Here is a 19866-nt window from a genome sequence, read left to right on the forward strand (position 1 = left end):
TGCATTTTTGTTAAATAATATTTGTCCAATGAATTCTGGGAGTAGTTAGAACGATAGCTACTCCTTTATTCCACCTTTTTTAAGTATTACACGACAAATATTTACCTCTCATTATTGATGTACAAGTGACACATAGTAAATGTACAAATCTTAAAGGAGGTGGACTATGAAGTGCCATTTGCGTAATCTGTTTACGTTTATCATACTCATGGTATTCATTTTATCGCCAAATGCGGAAGCCTTTGCGAAGAAATTAATACCGATGGGTGAATCGATTGGGATACAGTTGCAATTGCCATTTGTTTACGTTGCCCATGATGTGCTCCTGCCAAATGGTCAGTGGCTGAAAAAAGGTGACGTAATTAAGGGAATAAACGGTTCGGAAGTATCATCAGTTGATAAAATTAAACAGCAGTTAGGCACCAAAGAGCTTACATTATCCGTTAAGCAAAAAGCACAGGAACAACGCGATATTTCGCTGACGAGCGAGCAGGCAAACAATATTTTGCCCTTTTTGAAAGATGAAACGGATGGCATCGGGACATTAACCTTTATAGATCCAGAATCGAAACAATACGGCGCTTTGGGTCATCAGATAATAGATGGTGTTTTAAATGAACCACCAGACTTTACAGATGGATCTATATTTTTAGCTTCCATTGAACAAATAAAGAAGAGCAGTCCGGGCAATCCTGGTTATAAAATTTCTGTAATAGAAAATAATAATGTTCGATTAGGGAATGTAAAATCGAATGATTTATATGGTATTTTCGGCAGCTGGGAGAGCGAAATAAAAAACAACCTGCGAAAACCAATCGAAATAATGAAAGATGAAGAAATAGCGTTAGGCAAAGCTGAAATTTATACAGCTATCGAGGGTTCCGAAGTAGAGGCCTTTGAAGTTGAAATTGTGAAGATTGAAGATAACTTTTTACAATTTCTTGTAACCGATAAAGAGCTCCTTGAAAAAACAGGTGGAATTCTGCAAGGAATGAGTGGGAGCCCTGTTATTCAGAATGGCCAATTTGTTGGTGCCGTTACCCACATGTTTGTCGAACAGCCTTCCAAAGGTGCTGCGATAACGGTAAATGAAATGTTGAAGAAAAAGCCAAAATAAGATTTAAAAGGGAAAAAGACTATATTTTTTAAAACTATAGTCTTTTTCCTTTTTTTTTATTAAAATAAAGCTTATATATATTTGAAAATTGACGTTTAAGAAAGTTATTCATAAAATAATGTCGATTCAGCAAGAAACAATCCTACTACATAATTATTTTTAATTTAAAAAAAGGTTTTTCCTCAAAATTGTCGAAAATAGTGTTGTCAAGTATAGTAAATATGTGGCATAAATTGAAATGGGATACTATTAAAGTAGAATATGTGTTGTTTATAATCTAAGGGGGAATTTTTTTGGCGAAAGTAAGAGTGGCAATAGCCGACGATAACCGAGATTTAGTTAGAACGATGGAGCAATTTTTTGAAAACCATCCTGAAATTGAAGTAGTGGCAACTGCATCAAATGGTAAACTTTGTATTAAGATGTTAGAAGAATTTCATCCAGACGTTTTACTCCTAGATATTATTATGCCTCATTTGGATGGTCTCGGCGTACTTGAAGCAATGTATAGCGATGATGGCCTTGCAAAAACGCAAGTGATCATGCTTACTGCCTTCGGACAAGAGGACGTCATGAAACAAGCGGTTACATATGGCGCTTCATACTTTATGTTAAAACCATTTGAGTTTGACCAACTCGTGCAAAAAATCCTGCATTGTGCCGGCCAGAAAGTAGAAAGTGTAAAAAGGCAAAGCATCCTTCAACCAGAAGGACAAGCTAAAGTAAATCAGCGTCAGTTAGATACAACAATTACGGCCATTATCAAAGAAATCGGTGTCCCAGCACATATTAAAGGATATTCTTACTTAAGAGAAGCGATCCAAATGGTGTACTATGATATTGAATTATTAGGTTCGGTTACAAAAATTCTATACCCTGAAATCGCAAAGAAATTTGGCACAACGCCATCACGTGTGGAGCGTGCCATCCGCCATGCCATCGAAGTGGCCTGGAACCGGGGCAATTACGAATCCATTTCGCAAATGTTCGGCTACACAGTGCACCACCTAAAATCTAAACCAACAAACTCAGAATTCATCGCCATGATTGCGGACAAAATCCGTATTGAATTGGTGGCTTCGTAAGTATTGGTATGACTGGGTTTGTAGATGATAGAGAACCAATAAACTTTGAATAATTATACTCAACATCAATTTTTAATCCAATAAACTTTTGAGTAAACGACCAATGAACTTTTTTATTCGTTGGTTGTTTTTATTTTGTTTAGGAGTTGATGAATTGAAACTGACAGAACTTGAATTTTACTTAGAAGACTTTTTAATTTACTGCCAATCGAGAAACTTATCTAACAAAACAATATCTTCATATGAACAATCATTAAAATTATTCATTGTATACTTAAAAAATGAACAGGAGATTGAGGAACCTGAAAAAGTAAAATCCGGACATATTCGACAATATATAAAATATTGTCAAGAACGTGGAAAATATACAGTAGTAGCTAGTGAAAAAAGTCGTCAAATAAACCATCCACAAAATAGAACTGATTATAAAAAGACAATCAGCAATATCACAATTAATAATTACATTCGGATTATAAAAGTATTTTTTAATTGGCTTCATAAAGAAGGAGAAATAAGGAAGAATCCAGTTGAAAATATCGAGAAAATAAAAACAGTTAGAAGAAAGAAAGTAGAAATAACCGAGAAAGAATTTAGAGCACTACTTGAAGAATTTGATTATACAAAATTTCACGGTTACAGAAACAAAATAATTGTAATGTTGCTCCAAGACACAGGAATGCGTATAAGTGAGACATTAGCCTTGAAGGTAGATAATATTGACTTTAAACATCGAATGATTCTAGTAACTAAAACAAAGGGCAAAAAAGAGAGATATGTTTTCTTCTCACAACAAATGAATCGAGAATTAAGACATTATATCCAATTCAAAGAAAGGTACACTTCCTCAAGCCTATTATTCCCAACAATGAGGAATACAGAAATGAGTGTACATTCCTTTGAAAAGCAATTAAAACAAGTAGCAAGTCGAATTGAATTGTCAGTTCATCCACATCAAATTCGAAATAATTTTGCGAGGCAGTATCTGATGAATGGCGGCGATATTTATACACTTAGTAGGATATTGGGCCATAGTTCTGTAAAAGTCACAGAAGAAGCATACTTAGATTTGACAGATGAAGAAATAGCGAAGAAATACCATAACCATTCACCTTTAGCAAAATGGAGGATATAGGATATTTTTACCAAAGAGAAGATTTACTATCGAACAAATGTTTGTTATAATAAATATATACGCTTTAACGCACTAATAAACTAAAGTGTTGTTGAAAATAAAAATCCCTGTCTACATGAGTTGGTCGCTCAGACAAGGATAAGTCATAAAACAGAAGTATTCTGCTACAATTAATTTTAGTAGTTCTCCTTCTGTTTGTCAAAGGAGAGAATAAAGTGAAATTATTATCAATGTTAGGTGGAAATGCTTTCGTAATGTTTAACAAAGAACTTGCTCATGAAGTATCAGTAAATGGAGCAATTATTTTTGGACAACTTTGTTCAAGCTATGAAAGTTTTGGTAGTAAGAATATGCTTACTAAATATCAAGGAAAAGAATATTTCTTTTTAACAAGTGAGGTTCTTGAAGAAGAAACTGCACTTTCATACAAACAGCAATTGAAAGCTACTAAAGATCTAGAAGAAGCTGGATATATTGAAACTGTTATTATGGGTCAACCAGCAAAGAAATTCTTTCATATTACAGATAAAATATTTGGACAGTTCAGCTCTGACAAAAAGGAAAACCTGAAAGAGATCGAGGATGTTGATGTAGCACCAGTCAAGGAAATTTTCAGCTCGGACGAAAGGGAAACCCTAGGTGTGACAAAAGAGCATCGCAAGCCTTTACCTTTTGGCCCAACATATAAAGAAATAAATAAAAAAGAAAAAGATAAAAATAATAAAGATAATTACAATTGTAATTACAAGGAATCCTTAGATGCTAATCAATTTAGTATCTTATTAAAAGATGCTTGTAATGAGCTTTATACAACATTTGCATCTGGAAGATACTCAAAAAAGAAATGGAGTACACTTGTCGATATTTTTGTTAGTGACTCGATTCAAAGTAAATATCATGAAAGAGTTCCAGAAGACAAGGTGTTGGGATTTGCTTTTAAATGCCTAGAAAAGATTGCTGATAACACAGACTACAAGAATTCTGACGATTTTAAAGAGTATCAAGAAGCTATGATAGAATTATCGAGGAGTTCTACTCCAAGAAATACTTTTAACCCGAATACTCCAAATTACGATTGGCTAAACAATTAAGTAGTGTCTTGGATGTTCAGATTGGGTTATATGAGCTTTTAGATTAAAAGTTGAATATATTCTATTACAAGAGGGAATTGGGCGCAAATATGAATGAGAATAACCAAAAACATATTGTAAATGTTAAAATCGAATTAGAATTAAAAGTTGAAAATAAAAAATATTCCTATGAAGAAGTAAGAGAAATAATAGGGAAAAATATGGATGATGTTGAACGTTTTAAATTAGTTAATGCTATAAAGAATTTTTAACTATGAAACCAAACAAAAAAAGGAGCAAAACCAAATGAGAGATTACAAGCAAATTGAGAAGACTGAAATAGATTACAAACTATCGTCTATTACATGTAATAAGTGTGGAACTACTCATACTTTTAAAAGCGAGAACCAATTTACAGAATGGCAAGAAGAGACTTTCCAGTCCTTTGACTTTACTTTCGGTTATGGAAGCAAATTCGATGAAGAACATTGGAAGTTTGATTTATGTGAAGATTGCTTGGAAGAATTAGTTGATTCTTTTGTACATAAACCAGAAGGGTACAGAAAATAAGGTTAGAGAGGAGCATAAAAATGAACAAAGAAGAAGAACTTACTGAACTTATTATAAAAAAGCTTACAGAAATGAATGAAGAATTTAAAGACTTTGCTAACGATGTTGATAAATCTTTTAGTAAAATTCAAAATCGATTTGATTTGCTTGATGAACGATTTGATTCGCTTGAAGTTAAGTTAACTAAGCCAACTGAAAATATAACTGTATCAAACAAGAATTTCAACGATGAATATGATTCTCTTGAAAGAAGAATTACCAAAGTAGAAGAGAAGATTAGAGAGATTAAGAAATCTCGAAAATAATTTGTATTTTGCTTTACATTTTGTTTCCTCGAGATAAAACCTCTGTGTAATATAAAACAAATTTACGGAGGTCATTAAAATGACAAAAACAACTACTATTCAAATTTCAGTCTATGATTGGTATCTAAAGCATGAATATATCTATGAAACTCAAATTGGAAGTGTTGAAGATTTGATTTCTCTTTCCAGTCAGTTTAATAAGAAGGTAAAGTATAAAAAACCGACGGATATAAATTGGTATTATAGCAAAACAATGATTAAACGACTATTTAAGAAAGAGATCGCTTCTGCAGAGTATCCCGAAGTAAAACTTGTAGCTACAAATGATTTAAACAAACTGATAGAGGAACGGCATCAAGAAAAATTGAAGAAGGAAAAGGAACGATTAGAGTACGAAAAAATGATGCTCGAATTTGAAGAGAGAAAGTATCAAATGGAAGTCAGCAGTAGAAATTTAATATTTTAATTGGTCGAGCTTAATGCTCGGCTTTTTCTTTTATATTGATTTACGTTCAATTTTCTCCAGATATAAACAATAAGTAACAATATATCTAGGAGGAATTTATTATGGAGAATAAACAATATGTAAGTGAAGTAATAACAACTGATGTTATTGATAAATTGGAAAATGGAAAGAATTATTTAATTGGTTCAGAAATGAGCAGTGGGAAAAACTACTGGGCTCGACATGTCTTACTTCCATATGCCTTGGATACTAAAAAGAGAACATTATTCTTATCACATCGTACTCAAAGTTTAAAACAACAACAAAGCTACCTTGAAGATTATAGATTAGAACGTGAACGACAATTTTTAGGTGGTATGTATGAATTAAAAACGTACCAATCATTTCAGAATATGATTAAGAGACGTGACCCAATTCTAAAAACATTTGATTATATAGTTTGTGATGAAGCTCATTATTTTGTTTCCGATAGTGCCTTCAATACAAAAACAGAATTGTCATTCAATTACTTAAACGAAAATACTGATGCAGTAAAAATATTTATGACGGCTACTTCTGATGGGCTATTTTATCTTCCGTGGAAAAACAAATTTGAAGTTTTGAAGGAAGCAAATTTTTATAACAATTCAGTAAAAGATTTATATCGATATGAAAAAGATGAAACTGTCTTGTCAGTAATCTCTAATGAAGTTGAAAATGATAATAAGGTTCTTATGTTTCATAATTCAGTTGAAACTATTGCAGAATTCAATATTGGTAATAGTAAAATCTTACATGCTGGAAATCGTGAAAATTCATCAGAGTTCAAACAAATTGCTGAATCTCAACAATTTGAATGTGATATATTGAATACAACAAAACTATTGACCGAAGGTACTGAAATTAAAGATGATTCGGTTGAAACAGTTGTTATTCATGGTATCAGTGATATTGATACATTTGTTCAAGCTACGGCACGTGTCAGAAATCAGAAAGTAAATGTTTACTACAAACGTATTTCCAAAAAGTCTATCCAAGCTAAACTTCGTTATCTTGAGAAACAGCTCCATTATTACGATGAATTTGATCGTCTTGGTGAAATTGAATTTATTAAAGAATATGGAATTGATGTAATTGGAAAGTCAATGAAGGCCTTCTATTTGGACACAGTAATAGACCCAGAAAGTAATCAAGAATATACCCGGCTGAAGGTTCATCAGACAGGGCTTGCTTATCTTTGTTACCAAGAAGAAGTGTATTCATTTATGAATGAATTGGGATTTGAAGCTTTCTTCGATAAATATTTCCCGAATATTCAGTTCTATGATTTGGAACTGTTGAAAAGAGAAAACTGTATAAAGCTTGATATTATTGATAATTACAGTAACAAAAAAATCTTCAGGGACCAACAACAAGAACTAGTCAATGTTATCTGTAGTAAGTATGGATTACGTGGCAAAAACGGTTCAACTAAAGTCGGTATGAAAACTATCAACTCATTCTTTGAGGAAAATAATATTCCATATGTTATTGAAAGTAAGAAAGATAATACAAGAGATTCTGAAACTTACGGTAAAAGATATTGGATTCTTAATAATAATTGAAACCAAAAAAGTTATATGACTTATTTAATATAGTAAGGTAACATATTTGGTTTAATCTTAAAGGACAGCAAATTAAAGCTGTTCTTTTTTTATGCTCTCATTTACGTTTCAGTTCTTTCAGATATAAATAGAAAGTAATTAAAATAAAAGATTTGGGGGAAATATTATGGAGCATCCAATAAATGAACAAATTCGTAAGCAAGTTGAAGACATTGAAAAAATTAAAGAAGAACTGGCATTTCTTAAAGAACGATACCCTCGAAGATCGTTTGAAGGATATTCTGAACTCTTCGTTTTTAATGGAGTTTCTAAAGGCGATATACCAGCACCACATTCTCGACCAGTTTATATTCTTAATAAAGAATTACAAATTATTGCTAGAGTTGAAGAAATTCATTTGGTGGGTCCATGGATTTCTAAAAAAAAATATTGGTTCAAAGCACCTGGACGGTCTACAATTTATGAATACATCAAGCGAAAGCTGTTGTATAAGGAACAACTTTATTTTGTTGAAGTTAGTAAGTATGAGGAATTTATGAAATATAAAAAATTTAGTTTTTTTAAAAACAATTGTCCCGGAAGATAGATCTGAACGTTGTTTTGTTATATATAAATATGTAGAGCTCTATAAGCTCTTACTTCCTCGCTTGATTTGGTTGGTTGTTTACTTGTAAGTTTAATGTTCATTAGAATGGCAGTTTCATTTCTGTCACGAAGATCGAGGTTACTCCTATACCTTGGTCTTCCTTCATTTGTTTAATATTTATAGATAATCAAGAAATTTGCTGCTATCAGCAGTTACTAAAATAATTATCATTACAGAATAGTTTTTTCCTGTTATTTTTTCTTGTGTGGGCGTGCTCGATTATGGGTACGCTTTTTTATTTTTTATACTATTTTTGCTTCGTCGAGCAAAAGAAATATTTTTTATTGAGGTGAAAGAATTTGAGAATGGAACTCCGTGTTCAATCTGTTGAATTAACTTCGAATGAAGATGGTTCGATGACGGTTTCTGGATATGTGAATAAAACTAATCAATTTAGTAATGTACTAGGAACAACAAAAAAATTCAAAGAAAAAATCGCAAAAGGCGCTTTTCATAGAGCGATTCAAAATGCTCAAAAAGATATTGATTTTTTAGCAGAGCATAATAATAAAAAAATTCTTGCATCCACTCGTAATGGTTCATTAGAGCTTCGGGAGGATGACAAGGGTTTATTTATGTCTGCAACTATTGCTCCAACTTCATGGGGCAAGGATTACTACGAGTTGATTAAATGTGGTATTTTGAAAAACATGTCTTTTGGTTTCCGAACTGTCAAAGACAACTGGAGAAATATTAGTCCAGGTCTTTTCGAAAGAACTATTGAAGAGCTTGAATTGTTTGAGGTTTCAGTTGTTCGAGATCCAGCTTATAGTAATAGCACTATTGCAGCAAGAGGAATTGATCTAGTTGAAAAAGTCGTTCCTTTAAACATACAAAATGAAAAGAAAGAGGAGAACAAAAATATTATGAAGACAGAATATCGTTATAACATTGCAGTTAAAGAAACAGAGGAAGAAACAGAAATTCGGGAGTTTAATAACGGATTGCGAAACCTTCAAATGACAAGTGGTAGTTCGTCAGTTATTCCAGAAACAGTTGCAAATATGATTGTTAAGAAGCTAGAAGAAACATCATCAATCTTCTCGCAGGCAAGAAAAATTCCATCAGTAAATGGAACTGTTAAAATTCCGAGAGAAACAGTAGTAGGTATCGGCTCATTTGTAGGTGAAGGCAAAAGTTTGATTGAAGAAGCTTTTAGCTTAGGAGAAGTGAAATTGCAGCAAAAGAGAGTTGGAGCCTTCGTTTCAGCAACGCAACAACTGTTAAATGATTCTGCAATTAATATGGCAGACTATATTTCATCTTTACTGGCCACTCGTACTTACAAAGCAATTGAAAAATCGATGCTAAAAGGAACGGATGAAGACGAGTTTTCAGGTATTGTTCCTAATGAAGAAGTGTTTGAACATACTTTATCAGTGGGAGCTTCTGATCAAGAATTGTTAGATAAATTGTTAGATATGACGTTAACTATACATCCAGAATATTTACAGGGTTCTCAATTTATCTTGTCTCGATCTTTCTTTAATAGAGTATCAAAATTAAAAGATGCAGCCGGGAAATTTTATCTCCAAAACGGAATGAATAATGGAACAATCAATTATTTACTGTTTGGATTACAAGTAGTAGTTACTGATAGTTTAGATGCTGGTGATGTAGGAGAAGTTCCTTGTATTGTCGCGAATATTCAAGCTTCGTATGCTGTAATGATCAAGAAGAGTCCCACTATTACTATAGTACAGGATACGGATAGTGCCCTAAGAGGAACTGTCGGATTCTTATTTGATAGCTACTTAGATGGGGTGGTATATAACCCAGACGCTATAGCGAAGTTAACAATAGTTGCTTAATTAAAACTAATTATGTGAACTATTTAATAAATGCAGACGAGACTAAGTTTAAGATGCTTGGTCTTGTCTATTTTAAAAGAAGGGAAGTCAGCAGATGGAAAGTCAAGAACCTAGAATGAAAGAGAAATTAGAACACTTAAATGCAATTAGAGACGAATTAAAAAAGGATGATTTCAATTTTCTGTGTGCAACCGTCATTGCTCAAGAATATATATCTAGCTGTAATTTTCAAGGGATTAAACGCAATAGGCAAAACATTCTCAATAAAGTCAATGCAGAATTAAAATCAATTGGATGTGATTCAGTAAGCTATGGGTTTCTACGTAAGCTTTGTTAGATATTTATAAAGTATCGCCTTACCTTGAAATAAAAAAACTGTCGGAGAACAGAGATAAACGGGAGAGAGCTATTCACACACAAGGACCCAAAACGAATTTTGGAAGCAAAGATGTTTTGGTAAAAATGTTAAGTATTGTAAGGGGGGAAACTATGATTAAGCTTTATAATTTCATATATAAAAGAAAGTTTATAAAAGTTTTTGCTTCGTCATTTCATGAAGCTGAAATAATTGCACAGGAGATATTTAATGAATTAGATACACTTGAAGAACAAGAAGAAAACGAAGAAAAAGATTAGGCCCTTGATTTGTCATTTAATATGATTAGTTGAGGGCTACTTATTTTTTTATTTTGTAAAGAGCTATAGTATAAATGAATTTTATGGAAAGAATCTTCTCAACCACTGTTATATTAAAAAAGAAGAGACACATATCAGGTGTACGTGATATTTTAAAAAATTCATATTATGGATAAAAATGTAATGTTAAGTTAAAATAAATATAAAAATATTCTTGGTATAGAACAAAGAGGAGTCAAATATGAGTCGTTATTTAGATGATTTACGAAAAGATTATCACGATGGTAATGTGGTTCCCTTTATCGGAGCAGGTCTGTCTGAACCGTTTAAAGTACCATCATGGGGCAAATTAATTGAATATTTAACCGAAAAACATGCTATAGAGGATTTAGCGTGGATAAAGAAAGCAGTTGAAACTGATTTAAAGAATTATGACTACTGGGGGGCAATTGATATGTTAAAAAAATATGCCCTTGAAGAGGAAGATGTTCAAGAAGAAATAGTAGATCTTATCATGGAAAAACAAATAAATCTAGATGAAAATTCAATGCATAACTATTATGATCTTAGTTTAATGAATTTCAATTTGTATTTAACTACTAACTATGAAAATCTATTACAAAAGTACTTGAACTTTGACTTACAACCAATTCTTCTAAAAGATATTAATTTTAACACTCAAAAATTATTTGCGCAAAATAGAGTATGTCACCTTCATGGAGTTATTTCAAATTCAGGCTCTATTGTAATTAGCAGAGAAAGTTATAAAGAATTATATAATAATAAAAAATATGATGATTTATTAAGATTAGTAACTGGTAATAAAAAGTTACTGTTTATGGGTTTTTCTTTTAATGACCAATTTATTAAAACGTTAATAAAAGAACATCGAGAATCATTTAAAGGAGTACATTATATTCTTTTAAATAATCCTACTGAAGAAACAATTAAGGAATTTAGAACTTACGGATTACGTACCATTTCTTACAATACAGAGGAATCTAATCATCCTAATGAAATAAGAAAAATTCTTAACCAAATTTCTCAACCATTAAAAAAAAAGAGTAATAATGATGAAGAAGAAAGACCAAAATCATCAATTATAATGGGGGCAGGCTTGAAATCTTTTAAAAAAAACTTTGAAGACAACTTATTCTTTAAAAAATTAAAATTAGAAGATATTAATCCTGATTTAATAGATTTAAGTTCCGTTTTCTATGTTGCAGCAGAGTCATATATTCGAGAATTCAAGAAAATAGGGATGCCAATAGAAATTATAGATTCACTATTAGGACAAGTTTTTATGGAGTACCAAGATAAATATAGTGATACTTATAAAATACATGGGAATAGTGAAGAATTTTTAAATGTTGTTCATAAAAGTTTGGAAGGAATTGACTTTGGACGACTGAATAAGGCATTAAAAGATAATACATCTAATAAACATGAAAATAGAGGTTTTATACATATTCTAGCTGATGATGAAAATGAGGAAATTTGGTGGGGGGAGGAACGGTTTAATGATACAAAAACAAGAATCTAATTATTCCACTCCTACATCAATACAAATATTATTTAATAATCAGAAATTAGAAATAATGAAGGTACTATGTTTATTGAATGCATTATCAAGTCAAAATAATAAACAGAGAAAAGTAGAAGAAATATTGTTTTACTATAGCATAGTGAATTTTGAATTAGACTATCTATTTAGAGAAAAGCAAAAGAGTGAAAAGGACATTTTTCCATCATCAAATCAATATTTTCGATTTCAAACAAAAATTAATGAAATATTGTTATTAATGTCGAGTTTGAAATTTATCGAGGTGAAAGGGAAAATATCCAATAAATTAGATGATTTAAAAGTAAAATTACTAAAAGACGGTAGAGTTTTTTTTGTAGATAATTCATCAGATTATCTTAAAGCTCTTTATGAAAATTATATTATTGCATTCAATTCAATAAATTATTCTATGGAAAATGTAAAAATAATAAAGGAGGGATACTAGTGAGTAGACTAATTTTAAATAAACTAATATTACAAGGTACTACATATAAAAGGACTATTTCTTTTAATAAAGGTTTAACAATTATTAGTGGTGAAAAAACATCTGGAAAGTCTCTTGTTTTAAGTTTGATAGATTACTGTTTGGGTAAAAGTGGGAAAATTGATTTTAATGTGCAACGAGAATTAGATAAAAGATGTGATCAAGTCTTTTTAGAGATGAGTATTAATAAAGAAGTATTAACCTTAAAAAGATTATTAAAAGAGAAGCAAACAAAAATTAGTATTTATTTTTGCTCTTACAACTCTATTGATGAGTATACTCCTAAAACACTAGATATTCCGGATGCAATGAAGATATTAATGAATAAATTAAATGTAGATGAATATAAATTAATTCGTCATCAAAAGCATAGTAACAAAAAAGAAATCGAAAATGTTTCATTTAGAGATATATTTCGTTATGTATATATTCATCAACATGAGCTGGGAACAGGTGATTTTTTAGGGAAAAAAGATAATTTTAAAGCTCGTAAAAACCCACATGCTTTTAAAATGATATTTAATTTAGTGGATGTAGATAAAGAAGCGTTAAATGAACAATTGGTTAAGGTTCAAAATGAAATAGAGGATATACGTAGAGAACTTTTTGGATTAAATGCATATTTGGAAGATTTAGATGAAACAGATAAAGTAATTTTGCATTTAAAGTCCGGAAAGCTTCAAGAAGAAATAGAGAAAAATAAAAAACGAAAGATAATAATATTAGAAAAAAGCGTTAATAAAAGTAATAAGAATGATGAGAACAAAATGTATATCAAATTAAAAGAGGATTTTAATTTGATATCTAATAAAATATTTCAATTTCAAAATCAAAAAAGAAAAATACAATTATCAATTTCTTCAAAAGAAATATTGATAGATGATTATATAAAAGAATTGAAAGAAATTGAAGAAACTTTAGAGATTAATTATAAATTGATAATCCCAGAACAAGTTATTGAATGCCCTTTGTGTAGTTCACAAATACCAGGGCATAATCATAAAGATATTATTAAAAATGAGAATGCAGAAAAAACTCTTCATAGAATTAAAAAGCAAATTCTAGGTAAAATTAGTTTTGTGAAAAATTTAATAGAAAAGGAAAACAAGAAAATAGAACAATTAGATAAAGAGATTACTATACTATCAGAAAAACAATCTATTTATGATGATGCCTTAAGTGTATATTCTAAAAAAACTAATGTTCCGTACCTTTCTCAAATAGATAGTATTAATTCTATAATGAATAATTTAACTAAAAAGCAAGAAATTTTAAAAGAAGGGTTAAGAATACATAATAAAATTGAAGAAAAAGATAAATTAATAGAGGATTTAAAAAACGAGGAATCTCGTCTAATTAAGAGTATTGAAGCTCTACAAATTAAAGATGATAAAAAAGATATTATATTTAATTTTTTAGATGAAGAATACCAGGGTTTTATGAAAAGATTTAAGTATGATACAGAAGAAACATTTATTGATAGAAGTCTTATGATTCCTTTCTACAATGGAGCAAGTGTCTATGCTCATGAAAGTGGTGGATTGTTAGAATGTATGCAACTCTCATACTTAGCAGCAATTCTAAATTCTAAGATTGAAGGCCATGGAACAGGTCATCCTGGTCTTTTGTTATTAGATTCTATAAGTAAATATGTAGGAACTTTAGAAAAGAATCCTGAAGTCGAAGGTGATACTACTAACACTGAAGAAAAAATTAATGATCCAGAAGTTTATGACGAATTTTATAAGATTCTAATAGAATTAAGTTTGAATCATCAAATAATTCTTGTAGAAAATACACCACCGGATAAGTATGATTCAATTTATACAAAGTATACTTTTTTAAATGGCGAAAAAGGTTTAATAGATGCAGAGAAAAACGAACTTGAACAAATTGCTTATTAATAAAATATCAATTATATATCCAAATTAAAGGTTATTAATAATAATCAACTTGATTATTTTCTTAACTAGTAGTTTATTTTGTAAACTACTAGTTTACTTTTCTATTTACACTAATCTCTCATAATAGTAAGATAAACATATTAACACTTTACGATATATCGTAAAAATGAAAAGACTTACCTATAAGGCAAGTCTCATTTTAAAGCTATTTCTTTTTGATGGTAAAAAAGGTCTTATTATCTCTTCTTATTGTTTCAACATTGATATGGCCTTTTCTTCTTAGTGAACCTAATAAATCAAAAATGTTTTTCCATTGTAGACCATATTCATTTAATAGCTTCTGCTCTAATAAATCTTTAGAAATAGTAGGAGTTTGGTCAAAGTAGTTCTTAAGAATTTTAGTTATTTGTGGACTAGAAATCTTCTGGGATTTACTTTGTAGATTAAACTCATTTTTCTTACTTTTACTTTGTTCTAAGGGGTTAACAACAGGAGTTTCATCAGTTACTTCAGTTACTTTTGCAAACTTCGTTATATAAGTTTGATAAATCATTTTCTTTTCTTTAATAATTTCATGTTCTTGATCTAGTAGTTCAATCTGTTTTAATAGCATAGTTTTTTCATCCATGATATTGCCCTCCTAATAGTAAGTTGATGATGAAAGTTTCCGACGCTTACATCATTATTAGTTTACTATTAGTTTAGTCTATTGACTAGTAGGTATATATAAAAAAGTCGAAATATTCGGCTTTTTATTTTGTTTAACAGGTTCAATTAATAAAGTGAATTAGATACAGCTTATCTTCTTCTATTAGAATAAAATCTAAATTTTATATATTAAAATCATCTCTATTTCAATTCCGAGGTGATTTTTTTTCGTCTGAATTGAATAAATGTGTAGGTATTTTATGGAAATCCCTCTTTTCATTGAGAATTCTATAAAATTTAAGTTATTATTGAATATATAACCTATTAATATATAGCACACTAGAGAGGGATACATATGAAGAATATTAAAAGATTAGCATTAACTACTTTAGCAACAACAGTATTAGCAACAGGATTTGCTATTGGAGGAAATAATGCCGAAGCTGCTAGTACAGGTCTTGCTATGCATGAGCATGAGCATGAAATCTATGGTGGTAAACTTCTAAAAGGAAGAACTTATGGCCCGATTCGAGCGATTGGCGAAGAACTTGATGCTAAAGTTGAATGGAACAACAAAACTAAAGTAGCAACCATAATTAAAGGCGACGACACTATCACAATGAAGGCAGGCTCAAAAGTTGTAACAGTAAATGGTGAGAAAATTCAAATGGATGCATCTGTTCATTTGGAAAAGGGAGTTACTTATCTACCAATGAGATACGTTGGTGAAGCTTTGGGAGAAGAAATACGTTGGGAAAAAAATAGACAACGTGCTGTAATAGGAAGCAATTGGAATGATGAAACTGTGAAAGAGCAGATTTTTATCTATGTTCAACCAATTTTCTGGAGAGATGCAGTTGAGATTGTTGACAATAAAATAAGTAACTCTGGTGATCGTTATGTAGATATGACAAACGCTGATTATCTAGATTATTCTTATCCAAACCAAACAAGTATGATAATCGAAAGAATAATGGTAGTTGGCGATGCAAATGTTACACAATTAGCTACATTAATTAAAAAGAATGGTAAGTGGTCAGTGTCTTCTATCGTGGAAGATTCTGAAATGTACCGTCCATAATTTATACCGAAATCCGTCCTAGTGACGGGTTGTACACTTAAATAATAATAAAATAAGAACTTTATTTTACATTTTAGATTGCCTCGATATAAGAATATCGAGGTGATTTTTTATGTTTTATGTATATATTCATAAACTAAAACAAACGGAAGAAGTAGTGTATTGTGGTAAAGGTTCTAACCAAAGATTTCGTGATTATAATAGTCGTGGAAAAGAACATGTGTCTCTTATGAAGAGTGGTCAATTAGATTACATTATCTTGGAGTATTTCGAAGATGAGAATGAAGCATATGATAAGGAAGAAATAATTACAGAACGATATAAACTAGCTAATCAATGTAGGTTTAATATAGCACTCGGAAGAAGAACAAGTGAACAAACAAAACGAAAATTATCAAAAGTTCTAAAAGGAAAGAAAAGAAGTAAAGAAACAAAAGAACGTATTAAGAAGAATCATAAAAGGCCACATGCTAAAAAAGTTCTATTGTTCAAAGAGGGAAGATTAATTAAAACTTTTAGAAGTTCACGTGAAGCCGGTCAATATGCTGTTGAAAATGGTATATGTTCATATGGTTGGTGTGGGCGATCTCTCAAAACGGGAGAACTTACAAAGCCTACAAAAGAATTTCCAATTGGGGGCTTTCTATTTGAATATGAAGATGATAATATTGAGTTATAAATTACCAATATGTTTTTTACTAAGTACAAAAAACTCTTGGTCATTTTACTCAAATTTTGAAAATTAGATGTTGATAAATCAATGTTTTATACCTTCATTTACAAATAACCAACCGATATGCTCAGAATTCATCGCCATGATTGCGGACAAGATTCGTATTGAATTGGTGGCTTCTTGAAAGTGATAGGACTAGGGTTTGTAGGGGATGGAGAACCAATAAACTTTCCTAATTTGTACTTAACATAAATTTTTAAGTAAATGACCAATGAATTTATTTATTCATTGGTTGTTTTTTATTTTGTTTAGGAGTTGAAGAATTAGCAAAGCATTTACAAGTATGAAGATAGGGATCGTTGAACTGAGTTTTTGGTGATTCACTAATGAACTCTTTTAGAATGTATAAAAAAATCTACAACTTGCCTACTTTATATAAAAAAATATATAATTGAATGGAAATTTATAAATGAGGTAGTTAGTCATGGAAGAAATTAAGAAATTATTAGAGAGTTTTATCCCTATAGCCAAATCTACTGCAAAAATGTTTGGATCAAATTGTGAAGTCGTTATTCATGATTTGACGAACCCTCAAGCATCTGTAATGTTTACAGTAAATAATCATGTTACAGGAAGAGAAATCGGTCAATCATTTGATCACCTAGTGAAGACAGTATTACAATCGAAAGATTTTAAAGAGGATTATCTTGCAGGTTATACTTTTGTAACAGCTGATCTGCGTACTATTCGTTCTTCGACTTCATTAATACGAGATTCCAAGCAAAAAGTGATTGGAGCTTTCTGCATAAATTTTGATGTTGAAGCACTGAATCAAATGCAACAATTTATGAATACTTTTCTTTCTACACATGATGAAGTTCAAGACAATGTAAAAAAATCTGACAATGATATAGGAAATGTTGAAGGTATAGTGGATCAATTGATTCAACAAATCATTCAAAACAGCGTTCATCCTGTCATGAAACGCCATGAAAAGATTGAATTAATAAGATTTATGGACGAAAAAGGTATTTTTTTAATGAAAGGATCTGTTGAGAAGGTCGCATCTTTGTTGGGCATTTCCAAAGTAACCGTCTATAGTTATTTGGATGAAATCAAAAATAAATCTAGTTAAGGAGAATCCAATGAAAAGCACTTTTGAAGTAGGAAACCTAAAATCAAATGGACACTATGCATTGGCAACAGTTTATCAGAACACTGTCTATGTATCAGGGCAATTTTCCATTAATCCAGAAACACGTGAAAAGAGATTCGGTACAATTGAAGAAGAAACATTGCAAGCACTTAAGAATGTGGAAAAGATTGTAGAAGCTGCTGGAAGTAAAAAAGAAAAGATTTTGCGCATGACATTATATATCCCCGATGTGAAATTATGGGATAAAGTAGATGCTGTTTATAAGGAGTTTTTCGGTGAACATAAACCTGCTCGTACCGTTGTACCAACTAATGAATTACATTTTGGGTTCAAAATTGAAATTGATGCCATTGCCTATATTTAGTAATATTTTTTTACCTGTTTAGTATAAAAAAGTCTAATTTATATAAAAAATATTCAAAGGAATGATAAATGATGAACCAATTTGTTTGTAACAGTTGTGGCAAAAAGCATGATATTACACCAACTCTATGGAAATGTGATTGTGGCGGAGTATTAAACATAGTAAAAGATACCCCAAAAGTTGATATTTCTGCATGGAATAACTATCCTAACTCCATATGGCGCTATTTTGAAACCATGCCTTTCGCAAAAGATTCTAAGACATGGCAATCCGTGACGATGGGTGAAGGGCAGTCACCTTTAATCGTTCTAGATCCTATGGAGCCAAATACGTATGTAAAAGTTGATTATATGATGCCTACATTATCCTTTAAAGACCGCGGAGCTGCTGTTTTAATGACAAAGGCAAAAGAATTGGGGGTATCGAAAGTAATTGCTGATAGTAGTGGTAATGCAGGAACCGCGATTGCAGCTTATGCAGCACGTTGTAATATTGCCTGTGATATATATCTAAGCGATGAAACTTCACCGAAAAAGATTGCTCAAATAAAAGCCCATGGAGCAACGATTAAAGCAATTCGTGGTACACGAGAGGACATTGCAGCTGCGGCACAAAAAGCAGTAGACGAAGAAAAAGTTTTTTACGCAAGTCATGTGTATAACCCTTATTTTTATGAAGGAACGAAAACATATGCCTATGAAATTTATGAACAATTAAATGGTGCTCCTGATGCTTTAATTGTTCCCGTTGGAAACGGTACGCTTCTCCTGGGTGCATATTATGGCTTTAAAGAGTTATTTGAAAATGGATTAATTGATAAAATGCCGAAAATCGTTGCCATTCAAGCGGTAAACTGTGCACCTCTTGTAAAAGCTTACGAAACCGGGGAGGAAACAGCACAACCTGTGACGAATAAAGGTACTTTAGCGGAAGGGATAGCCATTGCTGCACCAGCGCGTTCTCAACAAATTTTAGAAGCTGTACGGAATACCAATGGCACATTTATTGATATTGAAGAAGATGAGATTCTGAGTGCACGAACTGAACTAAGTGACAAAGGATTTTATGTGGAAGTGACATCAGCAGTAAACTATGCTGGCTACATCAAGTATAAAATGGCAACAGAAGAAAAAATAATCATACCACTTTGTGGAGCAGGTATTAAATCAAAATAAATCATAGCTACTATAAAAATAAGAGTTGATGTATTAATGTCTAAATAAAAAGTAATGCAAAAAAACTGAGATGATGTACATTAGTATCAAAGTGGGCAAATATAGGGTGGGTGAGAATCTCTGTAATAAGTATGTCCTGGAACTAATAGGGAAGTGTTATAAAAATCCTTACAAAAGTAAATCCATATTTTGGTAATTATCTATTCTATGTACTATATAATAGATTAAAAGGGGTTTTTTCATGTTGGTAAATTCCATCATCTATTGGTGGCCGATACTAATTGTATTTGTTTTTATTATTTTGCAAACGGTGGTTACTATTAAAAAAAAGGTACTGTGGAGTTTAGCTCTTTCAATACTTTTTACAGGATTTACATTCTTTGCATTCTCCTTTTT

At 31.0% G+C, this 19866-nt stretch carries 22 protein-coding genes; 21 read left to right on the plus strand and 1 reads right to left on the minus strand.

Going from position 1 to position 19866, the window contains the following annotated elements; translation table 11 throughout:
- Positions 1–166: 166 nt before the first annotated feature.
- The 16 genes from QYB95_RS07380 (at position 167) to QYB95_RS07455 (ending at position 14373) form a co-directional block, all read left to right on the plus strand.
- Entirely contained in the window at positions 167–1117 is a 951-nt protein-coding gene (locus QYB95_RS07380) for a SpoIVB peptidase S55 domain-containing protein (RefSeq protein ID WP_301137662.1), read from the plus strand.
- Positions 1118–1410: 293 nt separating this feature from the next.
- Positions 1411–2202 (plus strand): sporulation transcription factor Spo0A, encoded by a 792-nt coding sequence (gene spo0A, locus QYB95_RS07385; protein WP_301137663.1) that lies wholly within the window; start codon positions 1411–1413, stop codon positions 2200–2202.
- Between the two features lie 154 nt (positions 2203–2356).
- Positions 2357–3334, plus strand: a complete 978-nt coding sequence (locus tag QYB95_RS07390; protein ID WP_301137878.1) for a tyrosine-type recombinase/integrase — start codon at positions 2357–2359, stop codon at positions 3332–3334.
- 215 nt (positions 3335–3549) lie between these two features.
- Positions 3550–4425, plus strand: coding sequence for a hypothetical protein (locus tag QYB95_RS07395; protein ID WP_301137664.1), 876 nt, complete (start codon positions 3550–3552; stop codon positions 4423–4425).
- A 77-nt stretch (positions 4426–4502) separates the two neighbouring features.
- Positions 4503–4676 carry a hypothetical protein gene (locus tag QYB95_RS07400; RefSeq protein WP_301137665.1) on the plus strand — a complete coding sequence of 58 codons (174 nt, stop codon included), beginning with the start codon at positions 4503–4505 and terminating at the stop codon, positions 4674–4676.
- A 34-nt stretch (positions 4677–4710) separates the two neighbouring features.
- Entirely contained in the window at positions 4711–4974 is a 264-nt protein-coding gene (locus QYB95_RS07405) for a hypothetical protein (protein ID WP_301137666.1), read from the plus strand.
- 20 nt (positions 4975–4994) lie between these two features.
- The gene (locus QYB95_RS07410; protein ID WP_301137667.1) at positions 4995–5279 is read left to right on the plus strand and encodes a hypothetical protein; all 285 of its coding nucleotides are present in this window, start codon (positions 4995–4997) and stop codon (positions 5277–5279) included.
- Positions 5280–5358: 79 nt separating this feature from the next.
- Positions 5359–5745 carry a hypothetical protein gene (locus tag QYB95_RS07415; protein WP_301137668.1) on the plus strand — a complete coding sequence of 129 codons (387 nt, stop codon included), beginning with the start codon at positions 5359–5361 and terminating at the stop codon, positions 5743–5745.
- 101 nt (positions 5746–5846) lie between these two features.
- Positions 5847–7328 (plus strand): DEAD/DEAH box helicase family protein, encoded by a 1482-nt coding sequence (locus QYB95_RS07420; protein ID WP_301137669.1) that lies wholly within the window; start codon positions 5847–5849, stop codon positions 7326–7328.
- Between the two features lie 166 nt (positions 7329–7494).
- Entirely contained in the window at positions 7495–7914 is a 420-nt protein-coding gene (locus QYB95_RS07425) for a hypothetical protein (RefSeq protein WP_301137670.1), read from the plus strand.
- A gap of 365 nt (positions 7915–8279) precedes the next feature.
- Positions 8280–9785: a phage major capsid protein gene (locus QYB95_RS07430; RefSeq protein ID WP_301137879.1), complete on the plus strand. Its 1506-nt coding sequence runs from the start codon at positions 8280–8282 to the stop codon at positions 9783–9785.
- Between the two features lie 94 nt (positions 9786–9879).
- Positions 9880–10122 (plus strand): hypothetical protein, encoded by a 243-nt coding sequence (locus tag QYB95_RS07435; RefSeq protein ID WP_301137671.1) that lies wholly within the window; start codon positions 9880–9882, stop codon positions 10120–10122.
- A 152-nt stretch (positions 10123–10274) separates the two neighbouring features.
- Positions 10275–10421: a hypothetical protein gene (locus QYB95_RS07440; RefSeq protein ID WP_301137672.1), complete on the plus strand. Its 147-nt coding sequence runs from the start codon at positions 10275–10277 to the stop codon at positions 10419–10421.
- 241 nt (positions 10422–10662) lie between these two features.
- Positions 10663–11964: an SIR2 family NAD-dependent protein deacylase gene (locus QYB95_RS07445; protein WP_301137674.1), complete on the plus strand. Its 1302-nt coding sequence runs from the start codon at positions 10663–10665 to the stop codon at positions 11962–11964.
- Positions 11942–12430 (plus strand): hypothetical protein, encoded by a 489-nt coding sequence (locus QYB95_RS07450; RefSeq protein WP_301137675.1) that lies wholly within the window; start codon positions 11942–11944, stop codon positions 12428–12430. Before QYB95_RS07445 ends, QYB95_RS07450 begins: the two co-directional genes overlap by 23 nt.
- Positions 12430–14373 (plus strand): AAA family ATPase, encoded by a 1944-nt coding sequence (locus tag QYB95_RS07455; protein ID WP_301137676.1) that lies wholly within the window; start codon positions 12430–12432, stop codon positions 14371–14373. The genes QYB95_RS07450 and QYB95_RS07455 overlap by 1 nt, the downstream gene beginning before the upstream one ends.
- Positions 14374–14578: 205 nt before the next feature.
- Here QYB95_RS07455 and QYB95_RS07460 read toward each other — a convergent pair whose 3' ends face one another.
- The gene (locus tag QYB95_RS07460) at positions 14579–15001 is read right to left on the minus strand and encodes a hypothetical protein (protein ID WP_301137677.1); all 423 of its coding nucleotides are present in this window, start codon (positions 14999–15001) and stop codon (positions 14579–14581) included.
- A gap of 375 nt (positions 15002–15376) precedes the next feature.
- Between QYB95_RS07460 and QYB95_RS07465 the strand changes: the two genes are divergently transcribed.
- The 5 genes from QYB95_RS07465 to QYB95_RS07485 all read left to right on the plus strand — a co-directional run bounded on the left by QYB95_RS07465 (position 15377) and on the right by QYB95_RS07485 (position 19470).
- On the plus strand, positions 15377–16102 hold the full coding sequence (locus QYB95_RS07465; RefSeq protein WP_301137678.1) for a copper amine oxidase N-terminal domain-containing protein: 726 nt from the start codon (positions 15377–15379) through the stop codon (positions 16100–16102).
- 112 nt (positions 16103–16214) lie between these two features.
- On the plus strand, positions 16215–16781 hold the full coding sequence (locus tag QYB95_RS07470) for a hypothetical protein (protein ID WP_301137679.1): 567 nt from the start codon (positions 16215–16217) through the stop codon (positions 16779–16781).
- Between the two features lie 478 nt (positions 16782–17259).
- Positions 17260–17910 (plus strand): helix-turn-helix transcriptional regulator, encoded by a 651-nt coding sequence (locus tag QYB95_RS07475; protein ID WP_301137680.1) that lies wholly within the window; start codon positions 17260–17262, stop codon positions 17908–17910.
- Positions 17911–17920: 10 nt separating this feature from the next.
- On the plus strand, positions 17921–18295 hold the full coding sequence (locus QYB95_RS07480; RefSeq protein WP_301137681.1) for a RidA family protein: 375 nt from the start codon (positions 17921–17923) through the stop codon (positions 18293–18295).
- Positions 18296–18366: 71 nt separating this feature from the next.
- Positions 18367–19470: a threonine synthase gene (locus tag QYB95_RS07485; protein WP_301137880.1), complete on the plus strand. Its 1104-nt coding sequence runs from the start codon at positions 18367–18369 to the stop codon at positions 19468–19470.
- The last annotated feature ends 396 nt before the right edge of the window (positions 19471–19866 follow it).

This window comes from Ureibacillus aquaedulcis (assembly GCF_030418165.1).
Taxonomy (GTDB): domain Bacteria; phylum Bacillota; class Bacilli; order Bacillales_A; family Planococcaceae; genus Ureibacillus; species Ureibacillus aquaedulcis.

What these genes read in the sequence shown, in the direction of transcription:
- QYB95_RS07380 (WP_301137662.1), top strand. Translation starts at nt 167, where the DNA reads ATGAAGTGCCATTTGCGTAATCTGTTTACGTTTATCATACTCATGGTA.
- QYB95_RS07405 (WP_301137666.1), top strand. Translation starts at nt 4,711, where the DNA reads ATGAGAGATTACAAGCAAATTGAGAAGACTGAAATAGATTACAAACTA.
- QYB95_RS07410 (WP_301137667.1), top strand. Translation starts at nt 4,995, where the DNA reads ATGAACAAAGAAGAAGAACTTACTGAACTTATTATAAAAAAGCTTACA.
- QYB95_RS07415 (WP_301137668.1), top strand. Translation starts at nt 5,359, where the DNA reads ATGACAAAAACAACTACTATTCAAATTTCAGTCTATGATTGGTATCTA.
- QYB95_RS07420 (WP_301137669.1), top strand. Translation starts at nt 5,847, where the DNA reads ATGGAGAATAAACAATATGTAAGTGAAGTAATAACAACTGATGTTATT.
- QYB95_RS07425 (WP_301137670.1), top strand. Translation starts at nt 7,495, where the DNA reads ATGGAGCATCCAATAAATGAACAAATTCGTAAGCAAGTTGAAGACATT.
- QYB95_RS07430 (WP_301137879.1), top strand. Translation starts at nt 8,280, where the DNA reads ATGGAACTCCGTGTTCAATCTGTTGAATTAACTTCGAATGAAGATGGT.
- QYB95_RS07435 (WP_301137671.1), top strand. Translation starts at nt 9,880, where the DNA reads ATGGAAAGTCAAGAACCTAGAATGAAAGAGAAATTAGAACACTTAAAT.
- QYB95_RS07440 (WP_301137672.1), top strand. Translation starts at nt 10,275, where the DNA reads ATGATTAAGCTTTATAATTTCATATATAAAAGAAAGTTTATAAAAGTT.
- QYB95_RS07445 (WP_301137674.1), top strand. Translation starts at nt 10,663, where the DNA reads ATGAGTCGTTATTTAGATGATTTACGAAAAGATTATCACGATGGTAAT.
- QYB95_RS07450 (WP_301137675.1), top strand. Translation starts at nt 11,942, where the DNA reads ATGATACAAAAACAAGAATCTAATTATTCCACTCCTACATCAATACAA.
- QYB95_RS07460 (WP_301137677.1), bottom strand. Translation starts at nt 15,001, where the DNA reads ATGGATGAAAAAACTATGCTATTAAAACAGATTGAACTACTAGATCAA.
- QYB95_RS07465 (WP_301137678.1), top strand. Translation starts at nt 15,377, where the DNA reads ATGAAGAATATTAAAAGATTAGCATTAACTACTTTAGCAACAACAGTA.
- QYB95_RS07470 (WP_301137679.1), top strand. Translation starts at nt 16,215, where the DNA reads ATGTTTTATGTATATATTCATAAACTAAAACAAACGGAAGAAGTAGTG.
- QYB95_RS07475 (WP_301137680.1), top strand. Translation starts at nt 17,260, where the DNA reads ATGGAAGAAATTAAGAAATTATTAGAGAGTTTTATCCCTATAGCCAAA.
- QYB95_RS07480 (WP_301137681.1), top strand. Translation starts at nt 17,921, where the DNA reads ATGAAAAGCACTTTTGAAGTAGGAAACCTAAAATCAAATGGACACTAT.
- QYB95_RS07485 (WP_301137880.1), top strand. Translation starts at nt 18,367, where the DNA reads ATGAACCAATTTGTTTGTAACAGTTGTGGCAAAAAGCATGATATTACA.